This window comes from Colwellia maritima (genome assembly GCF_022669015.1).
GTDB classification, from domain to species: Bacteria; Pseudomonadota; Gammaproteobacteria; order Enterobacterales; family Alteromonadaceae; genus Colwellia; species Colwellia maritima.
On record NZ_JAKKSL010000001.1, the window covers coordinates 806213 to 822313 of the forward strand.

The window sequence follows — 16101 nt, forward strand, 5'->3', positions numbered from 1 at the left end:
AAAATAATAGATGGATTGGGGGATTCTCCAATTATGATTTTTTACGGAGAAATAAATGAAATTTTTTAAACCCACTTTAGTTGCTGTTGCATTATTTGCTGTTGTCGGTTGTCAAGAAGGCGCTAAAAAGGAAGAAGTCAAAGCACCAGTATTAGACACACAAATTCAAAAGCAAGCTTATGGATTAGGTGCATCGATTGGTATGTATATGCAACGCAATTTAGATGAGCATGACAAACTAGGTTTAGCGTTAGACAAAGAATTAATCGTACGAGGCTTTGTTGATAGTATTAACGACAAATCAGCCATTGAAAAAGAAGAAATCAAAGCCTTGATGATGAGCCTTGATGAAACAATGAAAACTAAACAACAAGAAATGGCGTTAAAAGCATCTGAAAGTAGTTTAGCCGAAGGACAAAAGTACTTAGAAGAAAACGCTAAGAAAGAAGGCGTAATGGTTACTGAATCTGGTATTCAATATGAAGTACTTACCGCTGCTGAAGGTGATAAACCAAAGAAAGCAACGGATACGGTGAAAGTACATTATAAAGGAACGTTTTTAAATGGTGAAACTTTTGACAGTTCATATGACCGTGGCGAACCTGCTGTATTTCCTCTAAACCGTGTAATTAGTGGTTGGACTGAAGGCGTACAATTAATGTCAGTTGGTTCTAAATTCAAGTTCACTATCCCTTCTGATTTAGCCTATGGACCAAATGGTAATCCGCCACGAATTCCTGGAAATTCAGTATTACAATTTGAAATTGAATTATTAGAGATTCAAAAAAGCGAGCCGGCTCCACAAGTAGGCGATACACCTGCAGAACAATAAACCTTATTGATTCGCCTAGGTAGTAATATAACTAGGGGAGAAATAACGACTTTAGAAGTCACTAACGAGTTATTGTTAGTGACTTTTTTGTTGAATGTGAATCATATCTCAGTGCCATGAAACGCAAATAAAGTGTATACTCCATCATTATAATCTTTTTATTATCCCTCACATGAACACACTCCTAATTATCGGTTATGTTTGGCCTGAGCCTAACTCTTCTGCAGCCGGTAGTCGTATGTTGCAACTTATCGCATTTTTTCAGCAGCAGGGGTATCAAGTGAGTTTTGCTAGCCCTGCACTACCGACGGAGCATATGGTTGATTTACAAGCGCTAAATGTAAATAGCGAGGATATCAAACTTAATTGTTCCAGTTTCGATGAATTTATTAGCACATTACAACCTGATGTAGTGATGTTTGATCGCTTTATGATGGAAGAACAGTTTTGGCGTGTTAGTGAACAATGCCCACAAGCATTAAGAATTTTAGATACAGAAGATTTATTTTGTTTACGTCATGCTAGACATGATGCGTATAAAAAAAATCGTAGTGTAGATGATTTGGCGTTATTGCATTCTGATTTACTGTACTCTGACATACTCTGCTCTGATTTAGCGAAGAGAGAGATCGCGGCTATTTTTCGTTGTGATCTCACCTTAATGATTTCTCCTATAGAAATTGAATTATTGATTGAAGTATTCAAGGTTGATGCAAATTTACTGCACTATCTACCCTTTGTTTTTGACCAAAATCAATTAGAAAAAACGAATCCGGATTTTGAACAACGGCAAGGCTTTATTTCTATTGGAAATTTTCGCCACCCGCCAAATTGGGATTCAGTTTTATGGTTAAAGCAGCAAATTTGGCCTCTTATTCGCAAGCAATTACCTAACGCTAAAATTTACATTTGCGGCGCGTATCCACCTCCCAAAGCAACCGATCTACATGATGAAAAATCAGGTTTTATAGTGAAAGGTTGGGTTGATGATGCTGTTAAAGAGATGCAAGCTGCACGTATCTGTTTAGCGCCTTTGCGTTTTGGTCTTCGGGATAAAAGGAAAGTTAGCAGAAGCCATGTTATGTTCAACGCCATCAGTTACCACTCATATTGGTATAGAAGGTATGCAAACACAATTACCGTGGGCCGGAGAGGTCGCTAATGATGCCACCAGTATTGCCAATGCCGCGGTAAAGCTTTATCAAGATGAGGCTGCTTGGCGATGTGCTAGCGATTTAGGCCAGAAAAATGCTCAGTTGTTATTTGAACAGCATAAGAATTTTATAGCATTTGAAAGTCGTTTAACGCAAGTATTAACGAATTTAGCCGTACACAGACAAGATAATTTTATTGGCAGTATGCTTAATCATCATCATCATAAAAGCACAAAATATATGTCTCAATGGATTGAAGCTAAGAATAAATCTTAGCGACCTATCATAATTTTCAAGACGTGTTGCTTGTTACCAAGCTACCAAGTTACAAAGATGCTTCTAATATATTCGTTAAACGCTGTGCCGCAAGTAATAATCTTTGTGCCATTACGGGTTGAAATTCTTGTAAATAATTTTGAGGTAGCTTTATTTTTTCTTTAGATTTTTCGCATCGCCCCTGCTCAGTTATCTGGCAATAGTGAAAGTTAGCTTGGGTTACTATTTGGTAAGACTCGTTGGCCCATTGCCATACTTGTTTAGTCTGCCAAGCAGGTTGAGATGATTGCTTCCAATTTTTATTGAGTAAATCTAACCATTTCAATTTACCTTTTTTTCTTTATAGAAAATACATTCATCCCAATACCAATGCAGATTGCCGCACTTGGTATCAAAGTGAGAAAATTTCACTTTATTGCCACCCATATCGTCGGCGAAACTGATGTGTAAGGGTTGATGAATATCACCAAGCCAATGACCTAAAAACATGAGTGATTGAATTTGTAGCCATTTTTTTTCATTTTTTGTTTGCCCGACTTGTGGGTTAGCTAAACGTTTTTGATGCGTTATGATTGCTTGAGGCAAACAGTTTTTACTGCATTCATTTTCACTAATATGAGTGCTTGCACGTGTAACGTTTAAATAATGCCAAGCATTATAAGAACGATATTCTTCAATACGTTTTATTGCATCAGCCCAAGTACACGCATTATCAAATGTTATTGGTTTATCTTCTTTTTTATAATTATAATGATTAATCAATCGTTTATGTTGAGTAGGAATGTCTTTGAGCAACGCAGTGATTTTATTTTGATTCGTTTCGGAAAGATGCTCAAAGGCTAATTGGCAAACAATTTGATGACCGAGTTTACCCATAGCATTCTTTGGGGTACTTACAACATAAAGAAGAATAAAAACCGTTACGGCAATAAATTTAGTCATTATCAATCACTCTCTTACTCAACAAAAATTTGCATTTCTTCGCCAATTTGCTTACGCATTTCCATTAATTTTATCGCGCTATCATGCTGTCTTTTGTCTTCCTCTGTTTCAGGAATCCACTTGGGAATTCGCTCAGATTGACCATTTTGATCAACCGCCACCATAATCACAATACAATGTGTTGTGATTCGACGATTTAATGATTTAGGGTCACACGCATTGACTTCTAAGGCGATATGCATAGACGAGTTGCCAGTATAAATCACTTTCGCTTCTACTTCGACTAAGCTGCCCACATGAATGGGTGCAACAAAACGAATACCCCCAAAGATAGGCGGTAACACAATAACGCCCACTCCAACCGGCTGCACAGGCATAAGCGGCTAAATCTATCCATTTCATTACGGCGCCACCGTGAACTTTACCGCCAAAGTTGACATCTTGAGGCTCAGCTAAAAATCGTAAAGTGATATCACGTTGTGGGTTATTCATTATTTATTCTCTTAAAATCTTGGTTAAAGGGAATTTATATGGTTAATCGATGATTAGCAAACAATTACTTGTCATGTTGACGGGAATTTTAGCGTATTTTAATGAAAATATGATCTATAATTAACATATTATTTTATAAACTCCTTGATGTATAGATGGAAGGACTTGACATAAGAACACTGATATTTACAAACGTTTTATTAGGTTTGTTTTTGGGGAGTGGTTCGTTACTTTTTGCACGTATACACCCATTTTTTCTTGGGTTTAAAGCGTTAGGTTACAGTTATTTATTGTTTTCGTTTGGCTTTGCTCTTTTAGGATTACGCCACTATATACCTGATTTTATTTCTATTATTATTGCTAATTTAGCGATTGTTGCTGCTTTTAGTTTATTGATCATGGGGGTGTTGAAGTTTTTAAAACATGACAATTCTGCATTTAAGAAAATGGCTATTTTTATGCTGTTGATAATGCTTGTTGCCTTTGTTTATTTCACTTATTTTTACGTTAATATTAACGCTAGGATTATTACCATTAGTACGATAATGGCAATTTTCTCGTTGTTCGTGTGCGTTAAAGTATTAACAAAGCATAATAACCTAATAGCAACTTATAGCCGCGTGCTTGTATTTTCGTTTCTTTTTGCTGTCGTGGTTTTTTTATTGCGTATTTATTTTACCTTTCATGAAGCCACATTAAATAATTTTATGGATGCAGGTATTATTCATGCTTTCTCACTTATTGCCTTACTACTTATTTCTATCACCAGTTGTTTCGCCCTAACGTTAAGCGCTAGCCGACAATTAACCAATAAATTGGCTATCCAAGTAACCATTGATCCTTTAACGACCATTTATAACCGTCGTGCTTTCGATGAACTAGCTCTGAATGTAGTCTCACGTGCTCAGCGGGAAAATAAACCCCTGTCAGTTATATTAATAGACGTAGATTACTTTAAACAAATAAATGAAAAATTTGGTCATCAGCTGTGTAATAAATTATTAAGAGAGTGTAGTGCCAGACTAAAGGGGTGTTTACGCCAGTATGATATCTTAGCACGGTATGAAGACGAGGCCTTCGTGCTTTTGCTTCCAGACACAAATGCTGAAACAGCAATATTGATTGCTGAAAAACTACGATACAGTGTCTTATACCCTGAATTTAATATTCACAAGGATGGGCGCCTCAATGTATCAGCAAGTTTTGGTGTAGCAACGAATAAGGGAGAGCATATTCACTGGTTGCAGTTGCTCTCACTTGCGGAGCAAGCACTCTTTCATGCTAAAAATAGTGGTGGCAATGGTGTAAAGTTACACAGTGCCTCTGTACATCGCCTTCCTACGCCGGAAAAACACCAGTAACTCATATACCCAAGTTACTTCAAGATGCTCGTTTCAGGACGCCTGAGTGAATCATGAACAAGGCGCATCTTTTATTAATGATTAGTCCCTTAAAACAGATGCAACGATGAGCATGGTTTGTTTAGACGTCTCTAATTCGGCTGAATCCTACATCTTGAATTTGTTTGGGTATATATACAATTGACTTGCTTAGCGAAGGATCACAGCAATACTTCAGTTTTTTGTAAGAAAATAAAACAATCAAAATAAAAAAGCCTTTCTCAATGAGAAAGGCTTGAAATGCTCGCTTTATGGTCTTGTTAATCAAGATTCTTATTATTTATTTGCAGAAGTATTTTTATTATTAATCGGCGCTTCTTTGTTTTGCAGGTATTTTATAGCAAAGCAATTTCACCACTGCAACAACTTTAATAGAGCATAAACTCGACGATTTCTTTCGTACAAAGGGATAAGTTACCTTCATCATAGCTAAGTAACTGATTGTTACATATATTGATAATTTCAAGGTAAATGTAACAATTTTGAAATATTTTTTGTTTAGTGTTTTTTATCACGATAAGAAAGGAATTGATTTGGCGCATAGATTCATAATACGGCTAATGCTAGAATGTGCGCGCATAAATGCGAATAGACGATGACTGAATGAGAGGATTTATTGGTGACCGAATTAAAAAATGATAACTATTTACGTGCGTTGTTAAAACAGCCAGTGGATTACACGCCAGTTTGGATGATGAGACAAGCAGGTCGTTATTTACCTGAATATCGTGAAGTACGTAAAGGTGCAGGTGATTTCATGTCTGTATGCCGCGATGCTGATTTAGCTTGTGAAGTGACTATTCAGCCATTACGTCGTTTTCCACTTGATGCAGCCATTTTGTTTAGTGATATTTTAACTATTCCTGATGCCATGGGATTAGGTTTATATTTTGAAACGGGTGAAGGTCCCAAATTTGAACGTCCTATTACCTGTAAAGCTGACGTAGATAAAATAGGCATTCCCGATCCAGAAGTTGAATTACAATACGTAATGAATGCGGTTCGTACGATTAAAAAAGAACTCAATGGTAGCGTACCATTGATTGGTTTCTCGGGAAGTCCTTGGACGCTTGCAACCTATATGATTGAAGGTGGTAGCTCTAAAAGTTTTACTAAGATTAAAAAAATGATGTTTGCTGAGCCACAAACATTGCATTTATTACTGAATAAGTTAGCGGATTCTGTTATTTCATATTTAAATGCGCAAATTGCTGTTGGTGCTCAATCGGTTATGGTCTTTGATACTTGGGGCGGTGTTTTATCGCCACGTGATTACAAAGAGTTTTCATTACAATACATGCATAAAATTGTTGATGGATTAACAAGACATAATGATGGCCGAAAAGTGCCGGTAACATTATTTACCAAAAATGGCGGTATGTGGTTAGAAGACATAGCGGCGACAGGCTGTGACGCGGTAGGACTTGATTGGACTATTGATATTGATAATGCCAAAGCACGTATCGGTGATAAAGTCTCTTTACAAGGGAATATGGATCCTTCCATGTTATACGCACCATTACCACGTATTGAAGAAGAAGTTGAAAAAATACTAGCAGGCTTCGGAGAAGGTGGTACAGGGCACGTATTTAACTTAGGACATGGAATTCATCCTGATGTTAACCCTGAGCATCTTGGACATTTTATCGAGTCAGTTCATCGTTTAAGTAAACCATATCACAAATAGAACAGACCTCTGTTGTGTAAAAAATAGCGAGCTAATGTGTGCTCGCTATTTATCTAAACCATCAATTGTTAGTCTTCATCTACTTCATAAGCGCTAAAATCAGTTATTCCTTTTTCTTCTAGGATGCGACGGACACTAGCGGGTAATTTTTCACCATTATCTTTAGCTAGATCTTCATCGTCAGGTAAAGGTTGCCCGGTAAATGCGTGTAAAAAGGCTTCGCACAATAATTCACTATTAGTCGCATGGCGTAAATTATTTACTTGGCGTCTAGTACGTTCATCGGTTAATACTTTTAATACACGCAAAGGAATTGAGACAGTAATCTTTTTTACTTGCTCACTCTTTTTACCATGTTCGGCATAGGGATTAATATATTCGTCATTCCACTGAGCCATGTAAATTCCTCTGTTAGTATTGCTATTTCAATTGATGTAACTGCTAGTGATTATTTTGATAATAAAATGAATTTACCAAAGATATACTTTTTTCTTCTTAATCATGCAATTCTACTGGTTGCAGAAATTCAGTCAAGTAGAAGTTTAGATGTCTAAAATATCTTGACCTAAATAACTAAAGTGTTTAGAGTTATAGACGTCCAAACATCTAAATAGATTTACTACGTTTGTTAATGAGAAAAAGGAATAAAAATGTCTACGGCTAAGATTAAAAATATTACCACATCGGCAGTACGCGCCGGCATTAATGCTGACACGCATCATGGGGCCGTGGTTGCGCCTATTCATTTATCTAGCACCTTCTCATTGAAAGGATTTAACGACAAACGAGAGTTCGATTATTCTCGTACCGGAAATCCAACCCGCGCGTTATTTGCGCAAGCGATTGCTGATCTAGAGCAAGGGTGTGTTGGTATTGTCACTAGCACGGGGATGTCATCAGTATTGTTACTTTGTCAGCTGTTATCAGCGGATGACTTAGTGGTTATTCCGCATGATTGTTACGGTGGGAGTTTTCGTTTATTTACTCATTTAGCAAAGCGTGGACAATTTAAACTAATTGTTGTGGATCAAAACGATCAAGATGCTTTAGTAAAAGCACTGGCACAAAAGCCTAAGTTAGTGTTATTAGAAAGTCCGAGTAATCCATTATTACGCGTAGTAGATATTGAACGGGTAACCAAGCTTTGCCACGATGTTGGTGCTTTAGTTGCCGTCGACAATACCTTTTTATCGCCGGCCTATACAGCAACCGCTAACGTTGGGTGCAGATATTGTTTTTCATTCCACGACTAAATATATTAACGGCCACAGTGATATAGTTGGCGGCGTTTTAGTAACGAAAGATCAGTCATTAGGTGAAGAGTTAGCATGGTGGGCAAATTGTATCGGTATTACCGGCAGTGCTTTTGACAGTTTTTTAGCTTTACGTGGCTTGAAAACTTTACCTCTACGTATTAAACAACATCAAGAAAATGCCGAACAAGTGGCTGAGTTTTTGAAAAATCATTCTGCAATTGATGCGTTATACTTCCCCGGGCTAAAAGAACATCCAGGTCATGATATCGCTAAAAAACAACAAGTGGTTTTGGTGCTATGTTAAGCTTTAATGTTAAAGGTGGCGTTGAAGCAGTGAAAAAACTATTTGATAACCTAACCTTATTTACCTTAGCTCAATCTCTAGGTGGTGTAGAAAGTTTAATTTGCCACCCTTCAACCATGACTCATGCAGGTATGGAAGAAAGCGCTCGACTTGACGCAGGCATCAGCGAGTCATTAGTAAGAATTTCAGTAGGCATAGAAGACATTAATGATATTCTAGCAGATTTAGCTCACGGCTTAGAACAAAGTCAAAGTCGCTAAGTTTATATTTAGCGAAACTACAACTATTACGATTTTATAGAATAAAACATGACAGAATTACAGGCACCAAAAAATAAACTAGAAAAGCATGCGATCAATGTTCATAAATTTGGCGGAAGCTCTTTAGCTAATGCACAATGTATAGAACGTGTTTTAGAGATAATTCGTCAAAATTGTCAGTTAAATGATATTGTTGTAGTTTCTGCTAATGGCAAAACGACCGATTATTTATTTAGCCTGCTTAATCTTGCTGAAGATGGTGATTTTACCGAATCTATAGCAGAATTACAGGCTCAGCAATCAACTCTGATTAGTGAAATACTAAACGAAAAAAATGCAAAGCAATTAACACAGCTTTTATTAAAAGACATTGTGCAGTTGACGCAATGGTTATCGAGTGACTTTATTCACCACAGAAATGATATTTTAGCGTTTGGTGAGCTGTGGTCAGCTCGGTTACTCTCTGCTTTGCTTAACGAAAAAATTTGTCCCAGTAACGCCATCGACGCTCGCGATTTTTTAGTCATTGATAACGAACAATCCTGCACCGTTGACCATGCGTTAAGTAGCGCGCAGCTTAAAACACATTTACAGTTTGGAAAATTAGCGGTAATTACAGGCTATATTAGTCAAGATACCAGAGGGATAACCTGTACCCTTGGGCGTAATGGTAGTGATTATTCTGCTACGATTATGGCGTCATTAGTGGGGGCTTTTAATGTCACTTTATGGACAGACGTTGATGGTATTTATAGTGCCGACCCTCGTGTAGTACCTAATGCGAGAAAACTACACCGTTTACCTAATGGTGTAGCGAAAGAGTTAGGGCGACTTGGTAATCCGGTTTTACACGCAAAAACATTAACCCCCTTAGTTAACGAAAGTCTGTCTCATCATTGCCATCTACATGTAGCTAGTAGCTTTGATCCGCAAGTGCAGGGCACTGAAATCGGTAAATTTGGTCACATTGCCAAACAGGAGTTATCAGTAACGTATTTGAATGATCTTTTATTGGCGCAATCAGCTAGTTTTATTGGAGATAAAGCGGCTCAAGTATTGAAAGAGTTTTCACCTATTTGTGCTGACATTCAACAAGGCTTTGTTGTTATCAATCAATCACAGCAAAAGGCCCTGAGTCAATGGTTAGCTTGACCATGATGTAGAAGTAACGTTTAGATCTGTCGCTATTATCGCCACTGTTGGTTATAACATTGCACAACGTGGAGATGTTAAAGCACGATTTAAACGGTCTTTAAAAAGTGCGCAACCATTGTGCTTAGTTGCTAGTGACAATAATCATAGTGTTATTGCATTGTTGTCTGAACCATGCAGTACTGAATTATTGAATAATGTACATCATGATATGGTTAAAGACTCGCGACATATTGGGTTGGTTATTGCGGGGTTAGGTAATATTGGTGAGCGCTTTATTGAATTATTACCCGCGCAGTTAAATCGTATTTATGCCTTAGAAAATATTTATGTGGTGGGTTTATTATCGTCGCAAAAAGCCCTGATAAATAATGATGGTATTGATGTAAATAAGGCGCTAACGCTATTTAAGCAAGATGCCCAACCGTATAACCATGAGCAATTGTTGTCGTGGTTAAGCAATCACCCTTATGATGATTTAATTGTTGTTGATATTACGCCAAGTGAAGAGTTCAGTTTACTTTATCAAGATTTTTTCAAACAAGGAATTCACGTTATTGGTGCCAATAAGTGGGCCGCATCATCCACAACTGAACACTATAATCAGTTGGTTAATACTGCAGATAAGCATCACAGTTTGTGGTTAGGCAATACCACAGTAGGTGCGGGTTTACCGATAAACTATGCTATAGCAGATCTCAATAATAGTGGCGACACTATTACGGCAATCGCAGGCATTTTTTCAGGAACATTATCTTGGCTATTTGAAACATATAACGGTTCAGTCGCGTTTTCTACATTACTTTTAAGTGCTCTTGAACAAGGTATTACTGAGCCAGACCCTCGTGAAGATCTTTCGGGCCGTGATGTACAACGTAAATTACTCATTTTAGCACGTATGTTTGGTTTTGAATTATCGGCGGGTGATATTGAATGCAATAATTTAGTGCCAGAGTCATTACAGAACGTGAGTAAAGATGAATTCTTAGCGCGAGCGAATGAATTAGATGATTACTTTGCTAGCGCCTTAACTGATGCTAATAGCAAGGCATGTTGTATACGTTATGTTGCGCGCTTAAGTGTGAATGAAATTGGCAAGCTTCAAGCTAAAGTGAGTTTAGAAGTGTTGCCAAATACTGATGCTTTTGCCAATTTAACGCCTTGTGACAATATTTTTCAAATTAGCAGTCATTGGTATCAAGAAAATCCATTAATTATACGTGGTCCAGGCGCAGGGCGAGATGTTACTGCGGGCGGATTACATTCAGATCTAGTGAACATTTGTCAGCAATTAGCTCACAAGCACAACCAAGTTAAAATAAAGGGGATAAACTAATGAGTTATAGCCATGCAAGACAAGTGGAAGCATTAAACCGAAGCCTAAGTGAAATCAGCAATGACGTGCAGGTATCATTTGAATTTTTTCCACCGAACACCCCTGAAATGGAAACAACGCTGTGGAATTCAATAGAACGTTTAGCGCCGTTAAAACCTAATTTTGTTTCGGTAACCTATGGTGCAGGCTCAGGAACGCGCGATAGAACTCATGATATTATTAAACGTATTCAACAAGACACTGCTTTACTTGCCGCGCCACATTTAACGTGTATTGACGCTAATCGCGACGAGTTAGTGCAAATAGCCAAAGATTACTGGGCAAGCGGTGTACGCCATATTGTGGCTTTACGAGGCGATTTGCCTAATAGCGATGAAAAACCTGCTATGTATGCTTCGGATCTAGTGGCTCTTTTACGCGATGTAGCTGATTTTGATATTTCTGTGGCAGCTTACCCTGAAGGTCATCCTGAAGCGCCTAATCCACAATTTGATTTACTTAATTTGAAACGTAAAATTGACGCGGGGGCTAATCGCGCTATCAGTCAATTTTTCTTTGATATTGAATCTTACTTAAGATTTAGAGATCGCTGTGTAACCGTTGGTATAGACGTTGAGATTATTCCAGGTATTTTACCGGTAACAAATTACAAAATGTTAGAACGTTTCTTTGGTTTAACTAATGTTCATGTACCAAGTTGGATGCCTAAAATGTATGAGGGCTTGGAAGATGATGAAATGACACGTCGCATGGTGGGTGCAAATATCGCTATGGAGCAAGTTAAAGTACTTAATCGTGAAGGCGTTAAAAATTTCCATTTTTATACGTTAAATAGAGCTGAACTTACCTATGCTTTGTGTCATACCTTAGGTATACGCCCGCAAAAATAGGCAGCTGATCTTATTTAAAATACATAAAAACAGGTATAAGGAAGTGCCTGTTTAAGTTTATTGTTTTTATCACCTTTTACTCCTTTGTTATTCTTGATTAGTTCTGTTATTTCTAGCATTATGAGTATTTATTTAATACCTAATTCGCTACACACATGGCTAAAGTGCTTAAGCATCAAACTCACTACACACGTCAAACTCAGGTTTTGATTTCAAAAGCCTATGGTCGAAGTGTCCATAACGACTCAATACTTGAAAATGCAATTAGTTATTTTGATCATCATGAATTTATTGCGTCAAACGTGCCGGAAAGCGCTGAAAGTGAAGCGTTAAATAAGTTACAGCAGAAAGAACGTCAAGGGCATTTACAAGAGGTTTGTAATGGAATACTCGAACTAGCAGAAGGTGACAGCTTTGAGGAAAGTAATAGAAAGTCGGCTCAACTACTGGGTACTATTCAATTGCTTAGCCCGACTGAAGGTAAAAAAGTTGCTGAGAATAATGAACGATGCAAAGCAATTTATAAAGCTATATTAAGCCTACGATTACTTGATAGATTATTGTTAAACAATGAAATTAATGAACCATACATTCTTAAAGTATTAGCTGAGCTTGACGGAAAGTCGTTTGTTGAGTTTGATGCTGATGCGCGGTTGCGCTTTACAAATCTAGTAAAAGTCCCCCTTATTATGGCAGCACTTTTACAAGATATTGGTCATAACCATACTCACGCCCAAACTATTTTACGTGGCGCTGATGGAAATCAAGATCCTCATCGAACTTTACCCATTGAAGAAAGAAAAAAATTACTACAAATCAATCATAAACAGACACTTGACTATATAACAAATGGTGTCGGTATACCTAGTTATACTGGAAACTCTAAACCCGAACGAAATCAGTTTGTTATTGACGAACAGCTAAAGCACCAATTTATAAAAACCTTAATAAAAAGTAGTTTTAAGGCAAAACAAGGGGTGGGTAATCTGTTAAAAGTCCCTCAAATTTACGTGTCTATTATTTTGTCGACCAAAGACAACTATAACTACAAAGTTCTACCTAAAGTGTTTCAGGTATTAAATAAAAATGCTGAAATAGGGGCTTGCTCTCAAAAAGTTGTGGATACGCTTTATGAAATTGTTGGTATGTTTCCTCAAGGGTATGGTGTTATCTATATGCCAGAAGATGAAAATGGGCATCAAGCAGAGTGTTATGAGTATGCTATTGTGAATAGACTTTACCCTAAACACCCAGAACAACCACACTGTAGAATTACCACCCGCAAACTAACGTTTATTGGTTATGGTCACAATATTGTAGTGAAGAAGCAAAATAACCTGTATTTTCCGCATATGGCAAAGAAAGTTGCTTCTTTAAGCAAAGAACGCCTGAATGAAATTCTTGAGTTGTTATCGTCTAATTATCAAGAAAGACAACAGCTTGATTTATTACCAAGGTGTTGGCACGCCAATGAATTTTTTTCTGTTAAAACACATCAAAAATTATGGAATAGAAGCGATAATGGTTAAGTGTTAGCGATTATCGTTACAAACAGGGGAACTATATCCCCTGTCCATTGTTTATTAAAATTAAAATTAAAATTAAAATTAAAATTAAAATTAAAAACAGTACCGCTGAATCATCGTCATGAGCAATTTGTCTGTTTTTTCAATTTCACTGTGAGCTAAAAATTCATTGGGTTGATGTGCTTGATCAATTGAACCAGGCCCTAGCACAATGGTTTGACAGCCAAGCTGCTGAATAAAAGGTGCTTCAGTAGCATAATTTACCGCACAACAACTGTGACCACTAATTTCTTCAGCAATACTGACTAAGCAATTTTCATCACTCGGCATTTTAGATTGCTCAAAGCTTGGAGAGCTAGGGTGTAACTCTTCAAAACTAATTCTGGCAGGGTATTTTTCAGCTAATGGTTTTAATGATTCGCTTAACCAATTCAGAAGTTCATCATCACTCATGCCAGGTAAGGAACGCAGATCGATGTCAAGTTCACAATAACCGCAAATACGGTTGGCATTATCACCGCCATTGATTGCGCCCATATTGAGCGTAGGAGTAGGTACATCAAATCTTTCGTTATTGTAATTGAGGTTAAACTTTTCTTGTAAACTAATGAGTTCACCAATGACTTCATACATGATCTCAATAGCATTCACACCACGGCTTGGTTTACTCGAATGTCCAGACTGACCTTGCACACTAATGCGATGCGACATATGCCCTTTATGCATTACAACAGGTACCAAGTTTGTTGGCTCACCAATAATCGCCACATCGGGTTTGATCGCTTGGCTTTGTGCAAAAAAACGTGCTCCGCCCATTGTTGTTTCTTCATCTGCTGTGGCTAATATATACAATGGTTTCTTTAATTTCTTAACGTCTAAGCCTTTACATACTTGTAAAATAAAAGCAAAAAATCCTTTCATATCACAGGTGCCTAAACCAAAAAATTTATCATCTTTATTGATAACATCCATAGGGTTACTTTCGGCGGCGTTCGTCAAAAGGAACCGTATCGCTGTGACCGACCAATAATAATCCACCCTCACCGCTGCCTAATTTAGCCAATAAGTTATATTTATTATCGCCTCCTTTATGCACATTTGGCACTTTTTGAATCTCAATAGTGAAACCTAACTGTTCGAACCATGTGGCGAGTAATTGAATCACTGTTAGGTTTCCTTGATCCCAACTAGGTTGGGTTGAACTAACTGATGGGCAGGCAATTAACTGTGTCAAGGATTGAGTGAAATCTGGCAGTTGTGGCATAAATAATATCCATAAAAAATCATGAGAAAAAAGCTTAAATAGTTATGCTTATTAGTTGCATAACTACCCATTTACTGGTAAATTGCTTTTTATAGTGTAAATAACCTGTTTTTATAAGGCTACTCTTTTCATAAGGCACAGTGTAATGCTAATTGTTCAAGGAATACGACGACGATAGATATTTATTTTATTATCTCTTGGACGCTTTAGTTATAAGAGATTGGTTATATCGTTTTAATTATTTGAATAATAAGGTTTTAGTTGTGTCAGAATTAAAAAAAGTTGCTGTCATTGGCGCCAGTGGTTATGCCGGTGCTGAATTAGTTGGTTTATTATACCAACACGATAAAGTTTCAATACAACATCTTGTTGTGTCGGAAAACTCTACTTCCTGTGGAAAACCTTTTAGCGAGTTACATGGTCGGCGGCAGGGGATATGTGATGTACCCCTGCAGTCTTTTTCTCAGCAGTGGTTTGATGACAATGTGGTAAATTCCACACAAAAATTGGATGCTGTTTTTTTTGCTACACCACATGAATTTAGTGCTGATTGGGCACAATCATTTGTTGATGCAGGTGTTAAAGTATTTGATCTTTCTGGTGGTTTTCGATTAAAAAAACCAGAAGATTACCCCACCTTTTATGGCTTTGAACATGCTAATGTTGGCGCTTTATCTCAAGCTAAATATGGCTTAGCAGAATGGCAACATGACGACATAGCTAATACTAACCTAGTTGCTGTACCAGGCTGTTATCCAACAGCAAGTTTGCTTTCATTAAAACCTATTACACACAATAAACTGCATGTGGAAAATTCACTCATTGTTGTAAACGGTATCAGTGGTGTCAGTGGTGCAGGTAGAAGTGCGTCACTTGCGACTAACTTTAATGAAGTGAGTTTAAAGCCCTATAATATTTTACAACACAGACACCAACCAGAAATTTCTCAAGAAATTTGGTGTTCAGGTTATTTTCAATCCTCATTTAGCTCCGTATAAAAGAGGGTTGTTAGCAACAGTTACCATGCAACTAAAAGAGGGGGTTACTAGTGCGCAAGTTGATTCTGCTTTCGAACAAGCTTATAACGACAAACCGCTTGTTAGACTCGTGAAATCTTGGCCGCAAATTGGTAATGTAGCGTATACCCCTTTTGCTGATGTTCATTGGCAAGTAGATGAAGAAAAGCAAGTGGTGGTAGTAAGCTGTGCTATTGATAACTTGCTCAAAGGTGCATCATCACAAGCAATACAGTGTTTTAATATTTCTCTTGGTTTACCGAGTGAATACGCCTTACTGTCAAAATAACTGAAACTTTTGTTGCTAGTATTGA

General features: G+C 37.4%; 10 protein-coding genes and 5 pseudogenes. 10 read left to right on the forward strand and 5 right to left on the reverse strand.

Annotated elements, in window-relative coordinates; all coding sequences use genetic code 11:
• Positions 1 to 55 precede the first annotated feature (55 nt).
• Entirely contained in the window at positions 56 to 832 is a 777-nt protein-coding gene (locus L3081_RS04045; RefSeq protein ID WP_242283674.1) for an FKBP-type peptidyl-prolyl cis-trans isomerase, read from the forward strand.
• Between the two features lie 172 nt (positions 833 to 1004).
• A pseudogene (locus L3081_RS04050) lies at positions 1005 to 2262 on the forward strand (glycosyltransferase).
• Between the two features lie 49 nt (positions 2263 to 2311).
• Here L3081_RS04050 and L3081_RS26360 read toward each other — a convergent pair.
• The 3 genes and pseudogenes from L3081_RS26360 to L3081_RS04060 all read right to left on the reverse strand — a co-directional run bounded on the left by L3081_RS26360 (position 2312) and on the right by L3081_RS04060 (position 3696).
• On the reverse strand, positions 2312 to 2587 hold the full coding sequence (locus L3081_RS26360) for a S1/P1 nuclease (protein ID WP_274620319.1): 276 nt from the start codon (positions 2585 to 2587) through the stop codon (positions 2312 to 2314).
• On the reverse strand, positions 2584 to 3204 hold the full coding sequence (locus L3081_RS26365; RefSeq protein WP_274620320.1) for a S1/P1 nuclease: 621 nt from the start codon (positions 3202 to 3204) through the stop codon (positions 2584 to 2586). The genes L3081_RS26360 and L3081_RS26365 overlap by 4 nt, the downstream gene beginning before the upstream one ends.
• Positions 3205 to 3218: 14 nt before the next feature.
• Positions 3219 to 3696 (reverse strand): annotated as a pseudogene (locus tag L3081_RS04060) (acyl-CoA thioesterase).
• Positions 3697 to 3851: 155 nt separating this feature from the next.
• Here L3081_RS04060 and L3081_RS04065 point away from each other — a divergent pair.
• Positions 3852 to 5057: a GGDEF domain-containing protein gene (locus L3081_RS04065; RefSeq protein ID WP_242283675.1), complete on the forward strand. Its 1206-nt coding sequence runs from the start codon at positions 3852 to 3854 to the stop codon at positions 5055 to 5057.
• A gap of 658 nt (positions 5058 to 5715) precedes the next feature.
• Positions 5716 to 6783 (forward strand): uroporphyrinogen decarboxylase, encoded by a 1068-nt coding sequence (hemE, locus tag L3081_RS04070; protein ID WP_242283677.1) that lies wholly within the window; start codon positions 5716 to 5718, stop codon positions 6781 to 6783.
• Positions 6784 to 6851: 68 nt separating this feature from the next.
• Here hemE and metJ read toward each other — a convergent pair whose 3' ends face one another.
• Positions 6852 to 7181 (reverse strand): met regulon transcriptional regulator MetJ, encoded by a 330-nt coding sequence (gene metJ, locus L3081_RS04075; protein ID WP_242283679.1) that lies wholly within the window; start codon positions 7179 to 7181, stop codon positions 6852 to 6854.
• A gap of 252 nt (positions 7182 to 7433) precedes the next feature.
• On the opposite strand from metJ, the pseudogene metB reads away from it, so the two are divergent.
• From metB to L3081_RS04100, 5 genes and pseudogenes are all read left to right on the forward strand, one after another.
• Positions 7434 to 8603, forward strand: a pseudogene (metB, locus tag L3081_RS04080) (cystathionine gamma-synthase).
• Positions 8604 to 8651: 48 nt separating this feature from the next.
• Positions 8652 to 9755, forward strand: coding sequence for an amino acid kinase family protein (locus L3081_RS04085; protein ID WP_242283680.1), 1104 nt, complete (start codon positions 8652 to 8654; stop codon positions 9753 to 9755).
• 58 nt (positions 9756 to 9813) lie between these two features.
• Positions 9814 to 11091 (forward strand): hypothetical protein, encoded by a 1278-nt coding sequence (locus tag L3081_RS04090; RefSeq protein ID WP_242285533.1) that lies wholly within the window; start codon positions 9814 to 9816, stop codon positions 11089 to 11091.
• Positions 11091 to 11981, forward strand: coding sequence for a methylenetetrahydrofolate reductase (gene metF, locus L3081_RS04095; RefSeq protein ID WP_242283682.1), 891 nt, complete (start codon positions 11091 to 11093; stop codon positions 11979 to 11981). Before L3081_RS04090 ends, metF begins: the two co-directional genes overlap by 1 nt.
• A 155-nt stretch (positions 11982 to 12136) precedes the next feature.
• Complete coding sequence (locus L3081_RS04100; RefSeq protein ID WP_242283684.1) at positions 12137 to 13510, forward strand: hypothetical protein; 1374 nt, start codon at positions 12137 to 12139, stop codon at positions 13508 to 13510.
• A 90-nt stretch (positions 13511 to 13600) separates the two neighbouring features.
• Here the strand turns inward: L3081_RS04100 and argE are convergent.
• A pseudogene (gene argE, locus L3081_RS04105) lies at positions 13601 to 14771 on the reverse strand (acetylornithine deacetylase).
• Positions 14772 to 15034: 263 nt separating this feature from the next.
• Between argE and argC the strand changes: the two are divergent.
• A pseudogene (gene argC / locus L3081_RS04110) lies at positions 15035 to 16076 on the forward strand (N-acetyl-gamma-glutamyl-phosphate reductase).
• Positions 16077 to 16101: the final 25 nt, after the last annotated feature.